At 65.8% G+C, this 13,341-nt stretch carries 14 protein-coding genes and 1 tRNA gene; 3 read left to right on the top strand and 12 right to left on the bottom strand.

Features of this window, described 5'->3' with window-relative positions; genetic code table 11:
- Positions 1 to 42: 42 nt before the first annotated feature.
- Positions 43 to 321, top strand: a complete 279-nt coding sequence (locus FHY55_RS14550) for a DUF2312 domain-containing protein (protein WP_140014886.1) — start codon at positions 43 to 45, stop codon at positions 319 to 321.
- 66 nt (positions 322 to 387) lie between these two features.
- Here the strand turns inward: FHY55_RS14550 and FHY55_RS14545 are convergent, their stop codons facing one another.
- Both FHY55_RS14545 and FHY55_RS14540 read right to left on the bottom strand, forming a co-directional pair.
- Complete coding sequence (locus tag FHY55_RS14545; RefSeq protein WP_140014885.1) at positions 388 to 1,461, bottom strand: Hint domain-containing protein; 1,074 nt, start codon at positions 1,459 to 1,461, stop codon at positions 388 to 390.
- A gap of 115 nt (positions 1,462 to 1,576) precedes the next feature.
- On the bottom strand, positions 1,577 to 2,452 hold the full coding sequence (locus FHY55_RS14540; RefSeq protein WP_140014884.1) for a hypothetical protein: 876 nt from the start codon (positions 2,450 to 2,452) through the stop codon (positions 1,577 to 1,579).
- A 131-nt stretch (positions 2,453 to 2,583) separates the two neighbouring features.
- Here FHY55_RS14540 and FHY55_RS14535 point away from each other — a divergent pair, with 131 nt between their 5' ends.
- A complete protein-coding gene (locus FHY55_RS14535) occupies positions 2,584 to 4,236 on the top strand; it encodes an iron ABC transporter permease (RefSeq protein ID WP_140014883.1) in 1,653 nt (550 codons plus the stop codon).
- A 44-nt stretch (positions 4,237 to 4,280) separates the two neighbouring features.
- Positions 4,281 to 4,356: transfer RNA gene (locus FHY55_RS14530), tRNA-Thr, on the top strand.
- A 104-nt stretch (positions 4,357 to 4,460) separates the two neighbouring features.
- On the opposite strand, the gene FHY55_RS14525 is transcribed toward FHY55_RS14530, so the two are convergent.
- The 10 genes from FHY55_RS14525 to xylF all read right to left on the bottom strand — a co-directional run bounded on the left by FHY55_RS14525 (position 4,461) and on the right by xylF (position 13,230).
- Complete coding sequence (locus FHY55_RS14525; RefSeq protein WP_140014882.1) at positions 4,461 to 5,009, bottom strand: fasciclin domain-containing protein; 549 nt, start codon at positions 5,007 to 5,009, stop codon at positions 4,461 to 4,463.
- A 107-nt stretch (positions 5,010 to 5,116) separates the two neighbouring features.
- Complete coding sequence (locus FHY55_RS14520) at positions 5,117 to 6,340, bottom strand: FAD-binding oxidoreductase (protein WP_140014881.1); 1,224 nt, start codon at positions 6,338 to 6,340, stop codon at positions 5,117 to 5,119.
- Positions 6,341 to 6,402: 62 nt separating this feature from the next.
- Positions 6,403 to 6,573: a hypothetical protein gene (locus FHY55_RS20565; protein WP_168223018.1), complete on the bottom strand. Its 171-nt coding sequence runs from the start codon at positions 6,571 to 6,573 to the stop codon at positions 6,403 to 6,405.
- 63 nt (positions 6,574 to 6,636) lie between these two features.
- Positions 6,637 to 6,981, bottom strand: coding sequence for a helix-turn-helix transcriptional regulator (locus FHY55_RS14515; protein ID WP_140014880.1), 345 nt, complete (start codon positions 6,979 to 6,981; stop codon positions 6,637 to 6,639).
- Between the two features lie 12 nt (positions 6,982 to 6,993).
- Positions 6,994 to 7,245 carry a type II toxin-antitoxin system RelE/ParE family toxin gene (locus tag FHY55_RS14510; protein WP_140014879.1) on the bottom strand — a complete coding sequence of 84 codons (252 nt, stop codon included), beginning with the start codon at positions 7,243 to 7,245 and terminating at the stop codon, positions 6,994 to 6,996.
- Positions 7,246 to 7,297: 52 nt separating this feature from the next.
- Positions 7,298 to 8,602 carry a xylose isomerase gene (gene xylA, locus FHY55_RS14505; RefSeq protein WP_140014878.1) on the bottom strand — a complete coding sequence of 435 codons (1,305 nt, stop codon included), beginning with the start codon at positions 8,600 to 8,602 and terminating at the stop codon, positions 7,298 to 7,300.
- On the bottom strand, positions 8,599 to 10,038 hold the full coding sequence (xylB, locus tag FHY55_RS14500) for a xylulokinase (RefSeq protein ID WP_140014877.1): 1,440 nt from the start codon (positions 10,036 to 10,038) through the stop codon (positions 8,599 to 8,601). The genes xylA and xylB overlap by 4 nt, the downstream gene beginning before the upstream one ends.
- Positions 10,038 to 10,814, bottom strand: a complete 777-nt coding sequence (locus tag FHY55_RS14495) for an ATP-binding cassette domain-containing protein (protein ID WP_140014876.1) — start codon at positions 10,812 to 10,814, stop codon at positions 10,038 to 10,040. The genes xylB and FHY55_RS14495 overlap by 1 nt, the downstream gene beginning before the upstream one ends.
- Positions 10,814 to 12,106, bottom strand: a complete 1,293-nt coding sequence (locus tag FHY55_RS14490; RefSeq protein WP_254695321.1) for a sugar ABC transporter permease — start codon at positions 12,104 to 12,106, stop codon at positions 10,814 to 10,816. Before FHY55_RS14490 ends, FHY55_RS14495 begins: the two co-directional genes overlap by 1 nt.
- 104 nt (positions 12,107 to 12,210) lie before the next feature.
- On the bottom strand, positions 12,211 to 13,230 hold the full coding sequence (gene xylF, locus FHY55_RS14485; protein ID WP_140014875.1) for a D-xylose ABC transporter substrate-binding protein: 1,020 nt from the start codon (positions 13,228 to 13,230) through the stop codon (positions 12,211 to 12,213).
- Positions 13,231 to 13,341: the final 111 nt, after the last annotated feature.

Raw genomic sequence — 13,341 nt, 5'->3', positions numbered from 1 at the left:
GCGCCGTGGCCAAGAATGAGAACGAGGCAGAAGGAGTTTCACATGAGCGACGTTGATACCGGTGGCGATCAGGGCGGCACGCCCGGCAGCTACCGCGTGGCGGCCGACGAGCTGCGCCAGTTCATCGAGCGGTTTGAGCGGCTGGACGCGGAGAAGAAGGACATTGCCGAACAGCAGAAAGAGGTGATGGCCGAGGCGAAGGGCCGGGGCTATGACACCAAGGTGATGCGCAAGGTCATTGCGCTGCGCAAGCGCGAGCCCGACGATATTGCCGAAGAAGAGGCCGTGCTGGACATGTACAAGCAGGCGCTTGGCATGTGAGCAGGCGGTCAGCGCCGAGCGATTGCGCCGCCTCCGGGCGGCGTTTTCATGCGCGGGCCCCGGCGGTTAGGCCGCCACGAAGCTGGGGAGGGCGGCGCGCGGCTTGGCGGGCAGGTCAATATCCCACATCAGCGAGGCCAGCAGGCGCGCCTCGTAGAATTTGAGCGTGGGGCGGGCGAGTTGCAGGGCGTGCTGTGAGCCCGTTTCGCCGAGAGACATGCTGCCGGGAAGACCGGGGAAGATTTGGGCAATCTCGCGCTGGGCGGCGGAGCCGAGGCGGGCGCGGGCGATGTCGCCGAAATAGAGGCTTTCACAGGCCAGCCCCTCTGCCTCGATCACCTCGTGCCGGGGTAACATGAAATGGGCGTAGCCGATCTCGTGGACATTCACGAGCTCGATCCCCGGAACGCCGGCGAGCGCGCGGGCGGGCACGAAAACCTCCGGTGCGCCAAAGTGCAGCTCTGCCAGCGGGTCGGCCATGAGCACCCGGTGCTGTTGTGACAGGATCAGTGGCGACGGGTTGCCGAAGGCGCCTGCGGCGAAGCGCACCGGCGCGGCGTCATCCCGGCCCGGCACGAGGCTTTGCCCCATCCACATCACCGGTTGCGCGCCGTTGTCATGGGTCAGCACGCGCTGGCCCGCGCGCAGCCGCTCCACCGGCACCGGGCCATCTTCGGTGGCGATGCGGGTGCCGAAGCCGAAGCAGACATAGCCATATTGCTGCACCACGTCCTGATCGGTGGTGTAGAAGCCCGGCGGGTTTTGCGGATCGTGATTGTCCCAATACCATTGTTCGAGGTCGAAATCGGGCGACCAGACCACCTGAATGATCTCGCCATTGTCGTCGATCCCCTGAAACACCACCGCGCCGCCCTGATCGCCGTTGATGTCGACGAAATCTGAGCGCACCACCACCGCATCTTGCAAGGTGCTGCCGCCGCCGTTGCCGGTGTAGGAAACATCATAGGTATCCCCCACCGAGAACTGGAACGGCGTGTCATCGCCCTGATTGGAGGTGATGGAGAGATTGGAGGTGGAGTTTGGCGGGTAGTCGAACGTGGAGGTGCCGGGCCCGTTGTTGACGTTGGACCCGCTGGATATGGCAAACTCGTGGTCGACCGCATTGATCGTGACCGGCATCGGCACCCTCCGGTGGTTTATGCCGGGGATAGGCTGCCATTGGCGAAGGGTTGGTTAACCGTGCTGGGCGATATCGCTAAAATGCGAAGGAAATTGTGGGGCCAGCGGCGCGGCGTTATGGGGCGATGAAGGTGAGCCCCTCGATCATCCGGATGCGCTCGATGTCTTCGACATAGGCTTGGGTCATGGCCTCCACCAGCCCTTCGCTCCAGCCGGGCAGGTCCATTTCAACCTCGACGGCCTCGGGGCGGGCGTATTTGTCGAGGAAGGCGGTGACCACCCGCTGTCGTTGCTGCGCTGTCTTGATCGGGTGGGTGGCAAGATAGCTTTCCATCCGGCGCAGGCCCTCTTCGGACATGATGGTGCCGAGAAAGTCGTTTTCGCCCTGTATCGGCATGTCGGCGGGGATATTGCCCATGTCGCGCAGGATCTCGGGCCAGATCAGCGGGGTATCCTCGTTGCACCAAGCCACGATGCGGGCATCGGGCACGGCGGAGCGCAGGGTGGTGAGGGTATCGGACCAACGCAGGTCTGTCGGGGTAACGCCAGCGATGAAGGCGGAAAAATCCTCTTCCTTGCAGCGCCCGAAGAGGTCGGGGATGAAGGTGGCCGGATTGGCGATGCCGATGTGGAACTCGGCCTGCGCCTCGGGAAAGAGGTTGCGGATCCACTGGGCCTTTTCGCCGATCTGCGGGTAGATCCGGTTTTCGGCCAGAACGGAGTGGGCGGCGCAGATGAACTGCTGGTTGGAAAACACCAGCCGTTCGGCGTGGTCTTCATCAATCACGGCGGCGAGCATGTCTTCCTGAAGCTCCGCCCCGGCGGGCTGCCCCTTGAGCGCATTCATCGCCTCGCGCAGCACACGGCGATAGCGGCCCGGCCCGGAGACCATGGTGCCGAGCTTTGCAAGCTCACCCTTGTTCTTCAGCAGGCAGCGAAACAGCCTGTCTTCATCTGTGCCATGTGCGCCCAGGTGGTACACGACCTGCATCGGATCGTCCCCTTGTTACTCGTTTTGCCTCACCGCTCCCGGCGTTGCCGCACAATATGGTGGTTTTCCGCACAGATAAACCGCTTTCCACCACCATAAGACGGGCTATTAACGGGGTTTAGGGAGCGATTATGGCGGATGTAAGCACAGGGCAGGGCAGAGCGCGTCGCTGGCGGGTTGACGGTTGGTCGGCCGGCGCGGTGATGATTGCCGCGCTGGTGCTGATGCCGATCATCGCCGTGGTGGTCATTGCCTTTGCGCCGAAGGTGAATATCTGGCCCCATCTCGCGGCCACGGTGCTGCCCCGCTACCTGATGAACACCGGGGTGTTGATGGTGGGCGTGGCGGCGCTGGCGGCGGCGATGGGCACGGGCGCGGCATGGACCGTGGTGATGTATCGCTTTCCCGGACGGCGCTGGCTGGAGTGGGCGCTTTTTCTGCCGCTTGCGGTGCCGGCCTATGTGGGGGCCTACGCGCTGGTGGATTTTCTGGAATACGCCGGGCCGGTGCAGGGCGCGTTGCGCGAGGCCTTTGGCTGGGAGAGCGCGCGCGACTACTGGTTTCCGCAGATCCGCTCGCGCGGGGCGGCGGTGCTGGTGCTTGCGGCCTCGCTTTATCCCTACGTTTACCTGCTGGCCCGCGCCGCCTTTCGCGAGCAGCCCGGGGGCGCCTACGAGGTGGCCCGGGCGCTGGGCGCGGGGCCTGTCGCGCGGTTCTGGCGAGTCGGCCTGCCGCTGGCACGGCCCGCCATCGCGGCGGCCACGGCGATCGTGATGATGGAAACGGTGAGCGACTTTGGCACAGTGGAATTTTTCGCGGTGCAGACGCTGACCACCGGCATCTTCTCGGCCTGGCTGGAAGCGGGCAATGCGGGCGGTGCGGCGCAGCTGGCCTGCGTGATCCTCGCGCTGGTGCTTGTGCTGGTTACGCTGGAGCGGCTCTCGCGCCGCCGGGCCAAGGTGCATCAGGGTGCGCGCGGCGTGCGGCCCGTGGCCCCGCAGGAGCTGGGCCCGGTGCGGCGTTGGCTGGCCTTCGGGCTGTGCATGGTGCCGTTTGCGCTTGGCTTCGTGTTGCCGGTGGGCGTGATGGTGCACCACGGGCTGGGGCCAAGGGCCGACTGGCTGGACCCGCGCCTGCTGGAGGCGCTGGGCAACACGCTGGTGGTGGGCGGCACGGCGGCGGTGCTGACCGTGGCGGCGGGGCTTTTCATGGTTTACGGCGTGCGGCTTTCGGGCCACGCGCTGCCACGGGCGCTGCTGCCGGTGACGACGCTGGGCTATGCCGCGCCTGGTGCGGTGCTGGGCGTGGGCGTGCTGTTGCCGCTCGCCGCGCTCGACCATCGCGTGGCCGACGGGGTGCTGGCGCTGACGGGATGGGACCCTGGGCTGGTGCTGACGGGCTCGGCTGCCGCGCTGGTCTTTGCCTATGTGGTGCGCTTCTTTGCCATCGGACAGGGCGCGGCGGATGCCGCCTTTGGCCGGATTTCGCCCAACATCCCGCTCGCGGCGAGATCTTTGGGCCGCACGCGACGCGGCGTGCTGGCCGCCATCTACCTGCCGCTGATGCGTGCCTCGGTGGGCACCGCGCTGCTGCTGGTCTTTGTCGATTGCGTAAAAGAGCTGCCCGCCACGCTGCTGCTGCGCCCGTTCAACTATTCTACCCTCGCGGTGCGGGTCTATGAGGAGGCCTCGCTGGAGCACCTGCCCCAAGCCGCCCCGCCCGCGCTGATGATCTGCGCCACCGGCCTTGCCGCGGTGATGCTTCTGGCACGCGCGAACCGCTAGGGGGCTTGCACCGCGCAAAACTCCGCGCTATCGAGCCGCCGAGTGCCCCTATAGCTCAGCTGGTAGAGCAACTGATTTGTAATCAGTAGGTCCGCGGTTCGAGTCCGTGTGGGGGCACCATTCTTTCTCGCCAGACAAAAAAGCGCCCCCGTTGAGGAGGCGCTTTTTGGTTTTGGTGCTGCCCGCCGCGCGGGGCGGCGGGCGGCTGTTTTGTGAGTGGAGGGTTATTGCTTGGGCAGGAGCACGCGGTCGATCACGTGGATCACGCCGTTGGATTGCTCGACATCGGCCACGGTGACGGTGGCGGTGCGGCCGTTTTCGTCGGTCAGGGTGATTTTGCCGCCGGTCATCTTGGCCTGAAGGGTGCAGCCGCCGAGGGTTTCGACGGGGTGGTTGCCGCCGTCATCGGCGATCATGCCTGCGATGGCGTTCGACATGGCTTTGGCGCCAACCACGTGGCAGGTGAGGATCTCGGTGAGCTGCTTCTTGGCGCCGGGCTGCATCAGGGCGTTCAGCGACTCGGGCTTGACCATCGCGAAGGCGGCATCGGTCGGCGCGAAGACGGTGAACGGGCCTTCGGAGGCCAGCGTATCCACGAGGCCGGCTTGTTTGACGGCGGCGACGAGGGTGGTGTGGATTGGAGAGTTCACCGCGTTTTCGACGATGTTGCGCTCGACCAGCATCGGCGCGCCGCCGACGGTTGGGTTGGCGGCCATGGCGGCGCCGGTGGTGAGGGCGGCGGCGGTGGCGGCGAGTGTGAGAGTGCGAAGCATTGGAAAGTCCTTCCTGTTGGTATCCTGGGCGTGTTGCCCTTGAAGAGAGATACGGAGCGGGGTGGAGGACAGTTTCAAATCGGCGAAAGTTTTTTGCGCGGGCGCTCTCAGATGACGGCGGTTTCCATCTGTTCCGAGCAGGCGGCGATGCGGGCGTAGCCCATCGGGGAGAGGTCCAGCGTGGTGTAGCGACCGTGGGTGATCAGCTCGGCCAGCCCGCGCCCGACGGCGGGGGCCTGTTGCAGCCCGTGGCCGGAGAAGCCGTTGGCAAAGAAAAAGTTTTCGACCTCGGGGGAGGGACCGACGACGAGGTTATGGTCCAGCGTGTTCATCGCGTAGTGGCCGGCCCAGCAGTTGATCAGCTTGATCGCTTCGAAGGCGGTGGAGCGGGCGGCGAGGACAGGCCAGATGATTTCTTCGAAATCTTCGTGGCGTGGCTCGAAATCGTCGAAATCGACGGCGGTATCGACGGGCGGCGCGCATCCGGTGAGGAAGTAGCGGCCCTCGGGGCGCACGTAGATGCCGGAGGGGTCGATCATCAGCGGCAGGCGGCCCGCGTTGACGGTGGCGCTGCCTTCGGGGTTGGTTGCGCAGTCGAAGACGAAGGAGGTGCGTTTGCGCGGCTCGACCGGAATGTGCAGCCCGGCCATGCGGGCGGTGAGCGCGGCGCGGGGGCCGGAGGCGTTGACGACGTTGCCCGCGCTGATGACATCGCCGCTGGCGAGGGTGACATGGGTGATGCGGGGGCCAGAGCGCGTGAGGGCGGTGACCTCGCCCGTCAGCAGCTCTGCCCCGGCGTCGCGGGCGCGGGCGCGGTAGCCCTGCATCATCATCGCCGAGTCGAACCAGCCTTCGCCCGCGTTGCCGTAGGAGGCGAGGCGGATGTCATTGGTGATGAGGTGCGGGAAGGCCGCTGAGAGCTGGGCGGGGGACCAGAGCGATACATCGGCACCGGCGGCTCTTTGGGTGGCATGGTTTGCGCGCAGGGTGGCGTCTTGCGCCTCGGTCTCGGCCAAGAAGAGGTAGCCGCCGGGGTGGTAGCCGAGGGAGGGTTTGTCGGTTGCAGTGCCCATTTCCTCGGGCCAGCGGGCGATGACCTTACCCGCGTGGAGTGACATGGCAACGTTGGTGGGGTGTGAGAACTGCACCCGGATCGACGAGCTGGAGAGGGCCGTGGAGGCTTGGGCGAAGCTCGGATCGCGCTCGATCACGAGGATGGAGCCGCTGTAATCGGGAGAGGTGGCAAGGTGCCAAGCCACGGAGGCCCCGATGACGGCACCGCCGATGATCACGGTGTCATAGGAGGTGCGGGCAGGGCGGTGGTGCGGCATGGGTCATCCGGGCAGTGGGCTGCCCGGATGGTTTGGCCAAAAATGCCCGGTTGGCAAGGGCCTCAGGCGGTGATGCCGCGTTCGATCCGCGCGTATTGGTCTTTGCGGGCGGCGTCCGGTGCCGTGGTGCGGCGCAGGGCGGCCTTGGTGGCCGGGTGTGCACCCTCGGCAGGCTGGCGCTTGGCGGCCCCTATCATGTGTTTGAGGGTGGTATCGGGGGTCTTGTCGGTCATGAGTCGATCCTCCTTAGAGTCACAAGGTAGGGCCGGATCGGACCTTTATCAAGGGAAAGAAGGTCAGGGCACGAGGTCGTCGAGGCCGACCGAGAGGGCATCGGCGAGCTTGCGCAGGGTCGTAACCGAGCCGGTTTTGCGGCCGGATTCGATGTCGGCGATTTGCACACGGTTGACGCCGGAGGCCTCGGAGAGTGCGACCTGAGTCAGCCCGCGGTGCTCGCGATAGACGCGCAGCGGGTTGTCGCCATCAATCAGGCGGTTGGCGACATGGGTGGGCAGCAGTTCTTCCGCGCCGGTGGCGAGGGCGCTGCGGGCCGTGTCATGGGCCTGAAGGTCGGCCAGCAGCTCGGAGGCTTCCACAAGCGCTTCGTAATCGGCGCGGGGGATGGTGACGGTTTCATTCATCGCGGCGCTCCTTCAGTCATAAATGCCACCACGCGGCCCGACATCGAGCACGGCCAGCACCACGCCCTCGTCACTCATGATAACCCGCCACGCGCCAACCCGAAGCCGAATGCCTTCGCGGCCCTTGAGGGCGGTGACATTGTTGGCCTGCGACGCCGGATTTGCGGCGAAGGCTTCGATCTTCGAGCGGATGCGATCGCGCGTGTTGGCGGGCAGACGGGACAGCGCCTTGGCGGCGGCACGGGTGTAGCGGATGTCTATCAAACGGGCGAAATGTAGCCCATGGCGACAATGTCGTCAAGGGCTACATTGGGCGTCAGGCGACGAAACGGCTGACGAGGTTTTCGAGTTTTTCCTGCTTGCCGGAGCGGGGCTCGGGGTTGAGGCCGTCTTGCGCCACGCGCTCGGCGATGGTGGAGAGGTCGGAGGTGAGCATGGCCTTGCTGGCGGGGTCGTTCCAGCCGGCATAGCGCGCGTCGAGTTCCGCTTGCAGGGAGCCTTCTTCGATCATCGCGTGGGCCTTTTTCAGCCCCAGCGCACAGATGTCCATTGCGCCGATGTGGCCCGCCACGAGGTCTTCGGGATCGAGCGACTGGCGGCGCAGCTTGGCGTCGAAGTTGGTGCCGCCGGTGGTGAAGCCGCCTGCCTTGAGGATTTCGTAATAGGCGAGGGTGGTTTCGCGCAAGCTCACCGGGAATTGGTCGGTGTCCCAGCCGCTTTGGTAATCGTTGCGGTTCATATCGACGGAGCCGAGGACGCCGAGGGCGGCGGCGAGGGCCAGCTCATGCTCGAAGCTGTGGCCCGCGAGGATGGCGTGGCCCTGCTCGATGTTCAATTTCACCTCGCCCTCAAGCCCGAAATCCTTGAGGAAGCCGTAAACCGTGGCCACGTCGTAATCATACTGGTGCTTGGTCGGCTCCTGCGGCTTCGGCTCGATCAGGATGGTGCCCTTGAAGCCCTGTTTCTTGGCGTAATCGACCACCATGCAGAGCATCCGCCCGGCCTGTTCACGCTCGCGCTTCAGGTCGGTGTTCAGCAGGGTTTCATACCCCTCGCGGCCGCCCCAGAGCACATAGTTTTCGCCGCCGAGTTTGATCGTCGCGTCCATGCAGGTTTTGATGGTGGCGGCGGAGAAGGCGAACACATCCGGGTCGGGGTTGGTGGCGGCGCCAGACATGAAGCGGCGGTGCGAGAAGAGGTTGGCGGTGCCCCAGAGGAGCTTGGTCTTGGCGCTCTCCATCTTGGTGCCGATGTAATCGACCATCTCTTCGAGGTTTGCCGTGTTCTCGGAAAAATCCGCGCCCTCGGGGCGGATATCGACATCGTGGAAGCAGAAGTAGGGCTGGCCGAGGATGGCGAAGAGATCAAACGCCGCATCGGCCTTGGCCTTGGCCTTTTCCATCTCGTTGCCGAACCATGGCCGCTCGAAGGTGCGCCCGCCGAAGGGATCGCCCCCTTCCCATGCGAAGCTGTGCCACCAAGCCACGGCGAAGCGCAGGTGCTCTTCAAGCGTCTTGTCGCCTAGCTTTTCGGAGGGGTTGTAATGGCGGAAGGCGAGCGGATTGGTGGTTTCGGGGCCTTCGTATTGGGCGGCTTCGATACCGGCGAAATAGGACATCAAGAGAGGCCTTTCAGTGCTTTGTAGGTGGCTTGGTAGCGGGCGTGGGCCTGCGCAAAGTCGTCTTGCAGCGCGGGCACGGGCTCGATCACGCGGGCGATTTCGGGGCGTTTGGCGGCTTCCGGCCCGGCGCCGGTGGCGGCCATGAGGGCGAGGCGGGCAGCGCCGTAGGCTCCGCCGAAGTCGCCCGCGACCGGTATTTCCACCGGCACGCCGAGCGAGGTGGCGATGGCCGAAAGCCAGTAGTCGGAGCGCGAGCCGCCGCCGACGGCGAGGATGCTATCGTAGTGCGTGCCGGTGGCGGCAAGCGCATCGTGGCAATCGCGGATGGCGTGGGTGACGCCTTCAAGCACGGCGCGGGTGCCTGCATCGAGATCGGTCACATGCTCGATGCCGGTGAGCGAGCCGCGAATGGCTGCGTCATTGTGGGGTGTCCGCTCGCCGCCCAGATAGGGGAGAAACAGGGCGCGGCCCGGGGCCTTGAGCGGGCCAAGCTCGGAGGTGAGCTGCGCCGCCGGGGAGCCGGTGAGGCGGGCATACCATTCGAGCGCATCGGTGGCGGCGAGGATCACACCCATCTGGTGCCAGATGCCGGGGAGCGAATGGCAGAAGGTGTGCACCGAGGTTTCGGGGGCGGGGGCGTAGCTTTCGGTTGCAGCCAGCAGAACGCCGGAGGTGCCCAAGCTGACGAAGGCCTGCCCCTTGCCGACCACGCCGACGCCGACGGCGGAGCAGGCGTTGTCGCCGCCGCCGCCAGCGACCACCACGTTTGGCCCCATGCCCCAGCGCTCGGCCAGAACGGACCGCAGGGTGCCGGAGGGGGCGGAGCCTTCAACGAGGCTTGGCATGTGCTCGCGGGTGAGGCCAGAGGCGGCGAGCAGGGTTTCGGACCAGTCGCGCGCGCCGGTGTCGAGCCATGAGGTGCCCGAGGCGTCGGACATCTCAGACACGGCCTCGCCGGTCAACCAATAGCGCAGGTAATCCTTGGGCAGAAACACCCGGGCGATGCGCTCGCGCAGGGCGGGCTCATGCGCGGCCATCCAGTGCACCTTGGGCGCGGTGAAGCCGGGAAAGACGATGTTGCCCGAGATCGCGCGCCACGCTGCATCGCCGTCAAGCGCGGCGGCCTCTTCGGCGCTGCGGGTGTCGTTCCACAAAATTGCGGGGCGCAGCACCTCATCGGAGGCATCGACGCAGACTGCGCCGTGCATCTGTCCGGAAAGGCCGATGCCCTGCACCTTGGCCAGCGGGTGGCGGGCGGCCAGCGTATCGAGTGCGGTTTCGGTGGCGGCGAGCCAGTCGGCGGGCGACTGCTCGGACCAGCCGGGGTGCGGGCGCTGCACGGTGAGGGGGGCGTGGGCCTCTCCCACCACGTTTTGCGCGTCGTCGATGAGGACGACCTTGAGGCCGGAGGTGCCGAGATCGAGACCGAGGAACATCAGGCAGGTTCCTCAGCGCCGTCGCGCACCGGGTTTTTGCCGAGGATGATCATCGACAGGATGTCGTCTTCGGTTACGTCTTCGACGCGTTCGGTGCCCACCAGCTTGCCGTTCTTCATCACCGAGACACGGTCACACAGGTCGAGCATTTCGCGGGTGTCGTGGGAGATCAGGAAGATGCCGAGGCCCTGCGACTTCAGCTCTTGGATCAGGTCGGCGACCATCTTGGTTTCATGCACGCCGAGCGCGGCGGTCGGTTCGTCCATGATGAGGATCTGCGCGTTGAAATAGACCGCCCGCGCAATGGCGACGGATTGGCGCTGGCCGCCGGAGAGGGCGGAGACCGGCTCTTTGATCTTTTTGAAGTTGGGGTTGAGGCGCGACATGATCTTGCGCGTCTCGGCCTCCATCCGGTCGTCATCGACGAAACCGAGGGAGGTGGTCAGCTCGCGCCCGAGGAAGAGGTTGGCGGGGGCGTCGAGATTGTCGGCCAGCGCGAGGGTTTGGTAAATCGTTTCGATGTTGTAATCGCGGGCGTGGCGGGGCGAGGTGATCTCGGCCTTTTCGCCGTTGATGCGGATTTCACCGGAGTCGGCGGCATAGGCCCCCGAGAGGATCTTGATCAGTGTCGATTTGCCTGCGCCGTTGTGGCCCAGAAGCCCGACGACTTCGCCCGGGTAGAGATCTATCGACACGCCATCGACCGCCTGCACGCCGCCGAAGGCGATGCGGATATCGGTCATCTGGACCAGCGGGGTTCCTGTTCTGTCGACCATCACTTGACCCCCATGCGCTTGCGATAGACTTGGTCGATCCAGACCGCGAAGACGAGGACCGAGCCGACGACGATGTTTTGCAGCGGGGCGTCGACCCCGACCATGCCCATGCCGGAGGTGATGGACTGCATGATGAGCGCGCCGAGGATGGCGCCGTAGATGGTGCCTGAGCCCCCGGCGAGCGCGGTGCCGCCGATCACGGCTGCCGCGATCACCCGCAGCTCGTCGAGCGTGCCGATGTCGTTGGCGTGGTTTTGCAGGCGGGCCTGGGCGACCAGCGCGGAGAGGCCGCAGAGGAAGCCCATGATGGCGAAGACCTTGATCGTCAGCCGCTTGGTGTTGATGCCCGAGAGCTCGGCGGCGTCGGGGTTGCCGCCGGTGGCGAAGATATAGCGCCCGAGGCGGGTTTTGCGGGCGACCACCGTCATCACCACTGCAACGGCGATCAGGATGAGCACCGAGATCGGCAGGCCGTGGCCGGTGGTGAAGCCTTCGGGCAGCTCTTGGCCCTGTGCCTCGAACATGCGGCGCAGCTTGCCGCGCGGGATGTCGTAGCTGTTGAGCAGCCAGACGAAGCCGAGGATCGCCCCGGCGGCCAGCGTGGCCATGACGGCCTCGGCCCATGCGGGTTTGACGGGGAACTCGTGGCGCACCTTGTTGCGCCGCGCCGAGTAGATTGCCAGCACCGACAACCCGGCGAGCACCGCGCCGACGACCCAGGACCAGGTTTCACCGAGGATCCCCTCGGAGCCGCCGAAGAGCAGCACGGTTTGATCGAGCGGGCCGATGGTTTGGCCGGAGGTGAGATACCACGCGGCGAAGCGCCAGACGAGGAAACCGCCGAGGGTGACGATGAAGGCCGGGATGCCCTGATAGCCGATCAGCCAGCCGTTGAAGCAGCCGATCACCACGCCTGTGGCGAGGCCCGCCAGCACGGCCAGCGGGGCGATGAGGGGCGAGCCGAGCTCCAGCCCCAGGCCGGGCAGCCAGCGCGCCTGCAACATCGCCATGACGGCGGAGCAGAAGGCCAGCAGGGCACCGACGGAGAGGTCGATGTGGCGGGTCACGATGACGAAGACCATGCCTGTGGCCATGATGGCGACAGAGACCGTTTGGATCGTGAGGTTGAAGATGTTGCGGGCCGAGAGGAAGCGCCCGTCGGTGTAGAAGTTGAACACGATGCAGATCGCCAGAAAGGCGCCGATCATGCCGAGCAGGCGGACATCGACTTCCAGCGTTTGCAGGAGTGGGCGGCGAGGTGATGCCGCGTGGTCAGAAGTGGCGTCGCTCAAGGCTCGCTCTCCCCCGGAAATTAGGTGTGTTGTGTGGCCGCCTTAGCGGGCGAGGTGCCGGGGGCAGCGCGGTGGCCGCCCCCGGAGACGTCAGAAGCTGCGGATCACTCGCAGGGCGCGGGGCCGCCGGTGACACCCTGGCAGAGGGCGTCTTTCTCGATCCAGCCGGCGTCGGTGACGACGGTCAGGTTCTCGGCGGTGACGGGCACCGGGGCGAGGAACACGGCCGTCAGCTCGGAGCCGCCGGGCGAGGTCCAGGATTGTGCACCTTCGACGTCAGCCATGGCGGTGCCATTGGCGAGGGCCACGGCGATTTCGCCGGCTTTGTGGCCGAGGGCGCGCGCATCTTTCCAGACGGAGACCGTTTGGGTGCCTTGCGCGACGCGGTTCAGCGCGGCGTGGTCGCCGTCTTGGCCGGACACCGGGATGCCCTGCATGCCCTGCGCCGTGAGCGCGGCAACAACGCCGCCGGCGGTGCCGTCGTTGGAGGCCACGACCGCATCGACCTTGTTGTCGTTCTCGGTCAGGATCTGCTCCATGTTGCGCTGGGCGTTGGCGGGCAGCCAGCCATCGGTGTAGGCCTCGCCGACGATGGTGATGTCACCGGCGTCGATGGCCGATTGCAGCACTTCCTGCTGGCCGCCGCGCAGGAAATCTGCGTTCGGGTCGGTGGGCGAGCCCTTGATCATCACGTAGTTGCCCTTGGGCGCGGCTTCGAGCACGGCGCGGGCCTGCATGCGGCCAACTTCGACGTTGTCGAATGTCAGGTAGAAGGCGCGCGGATCTTCGATCAGGCGGTCATACCCGACGACCGGGATTTCCTCGTCAGCGGCGGCCTGCACGGCGGGGCCGATGGCTTGGCTGTCTTGCGCGAGAATGATCAGCGCGTCGACGCCCTGCGAAATCAGGTTTTCGACGTCGGTCAGCTGCTTGGAGGCCGAGCTTTGCGCGTCGGTCGACACATAGGTCGCCCCGGCGGCTTCGAGCGCGGCCTTGATGGCGGCTTCGTCGGTTTTCCAGCGTTCTTCTTGAAAGTTCGACCAGGACACGCCCACGGTCTGGGCGAAAGCTGGTGCGGTGATGGCCGCCGAAGCCAGAGCGGCGGCGAGAAGCGTCTTTTTCATGATGTCCTCCCAAAGGTTCAACCCGGCCCGCCCGGCGGCGTGACTGGGCACCCGACTCTTTCGTTCAGGCAGGATAAAACTGGCGACATTTCGTTTGGTTGTCAAAATAAA

The sequence above is a fragment of the Oceanicola sp. D3 genome, from assembly GCF_006351965.1.
Taxonomy (GTDB): domain Bacteria; phylum Pseudomonadota; class Alphaproteobacteria; order Rhodobacterales; family Rhodobacteraceae; genus Vannielia.
This window is presented reverse-complemented; position numbering and strand designations above follow the sequence as displayed.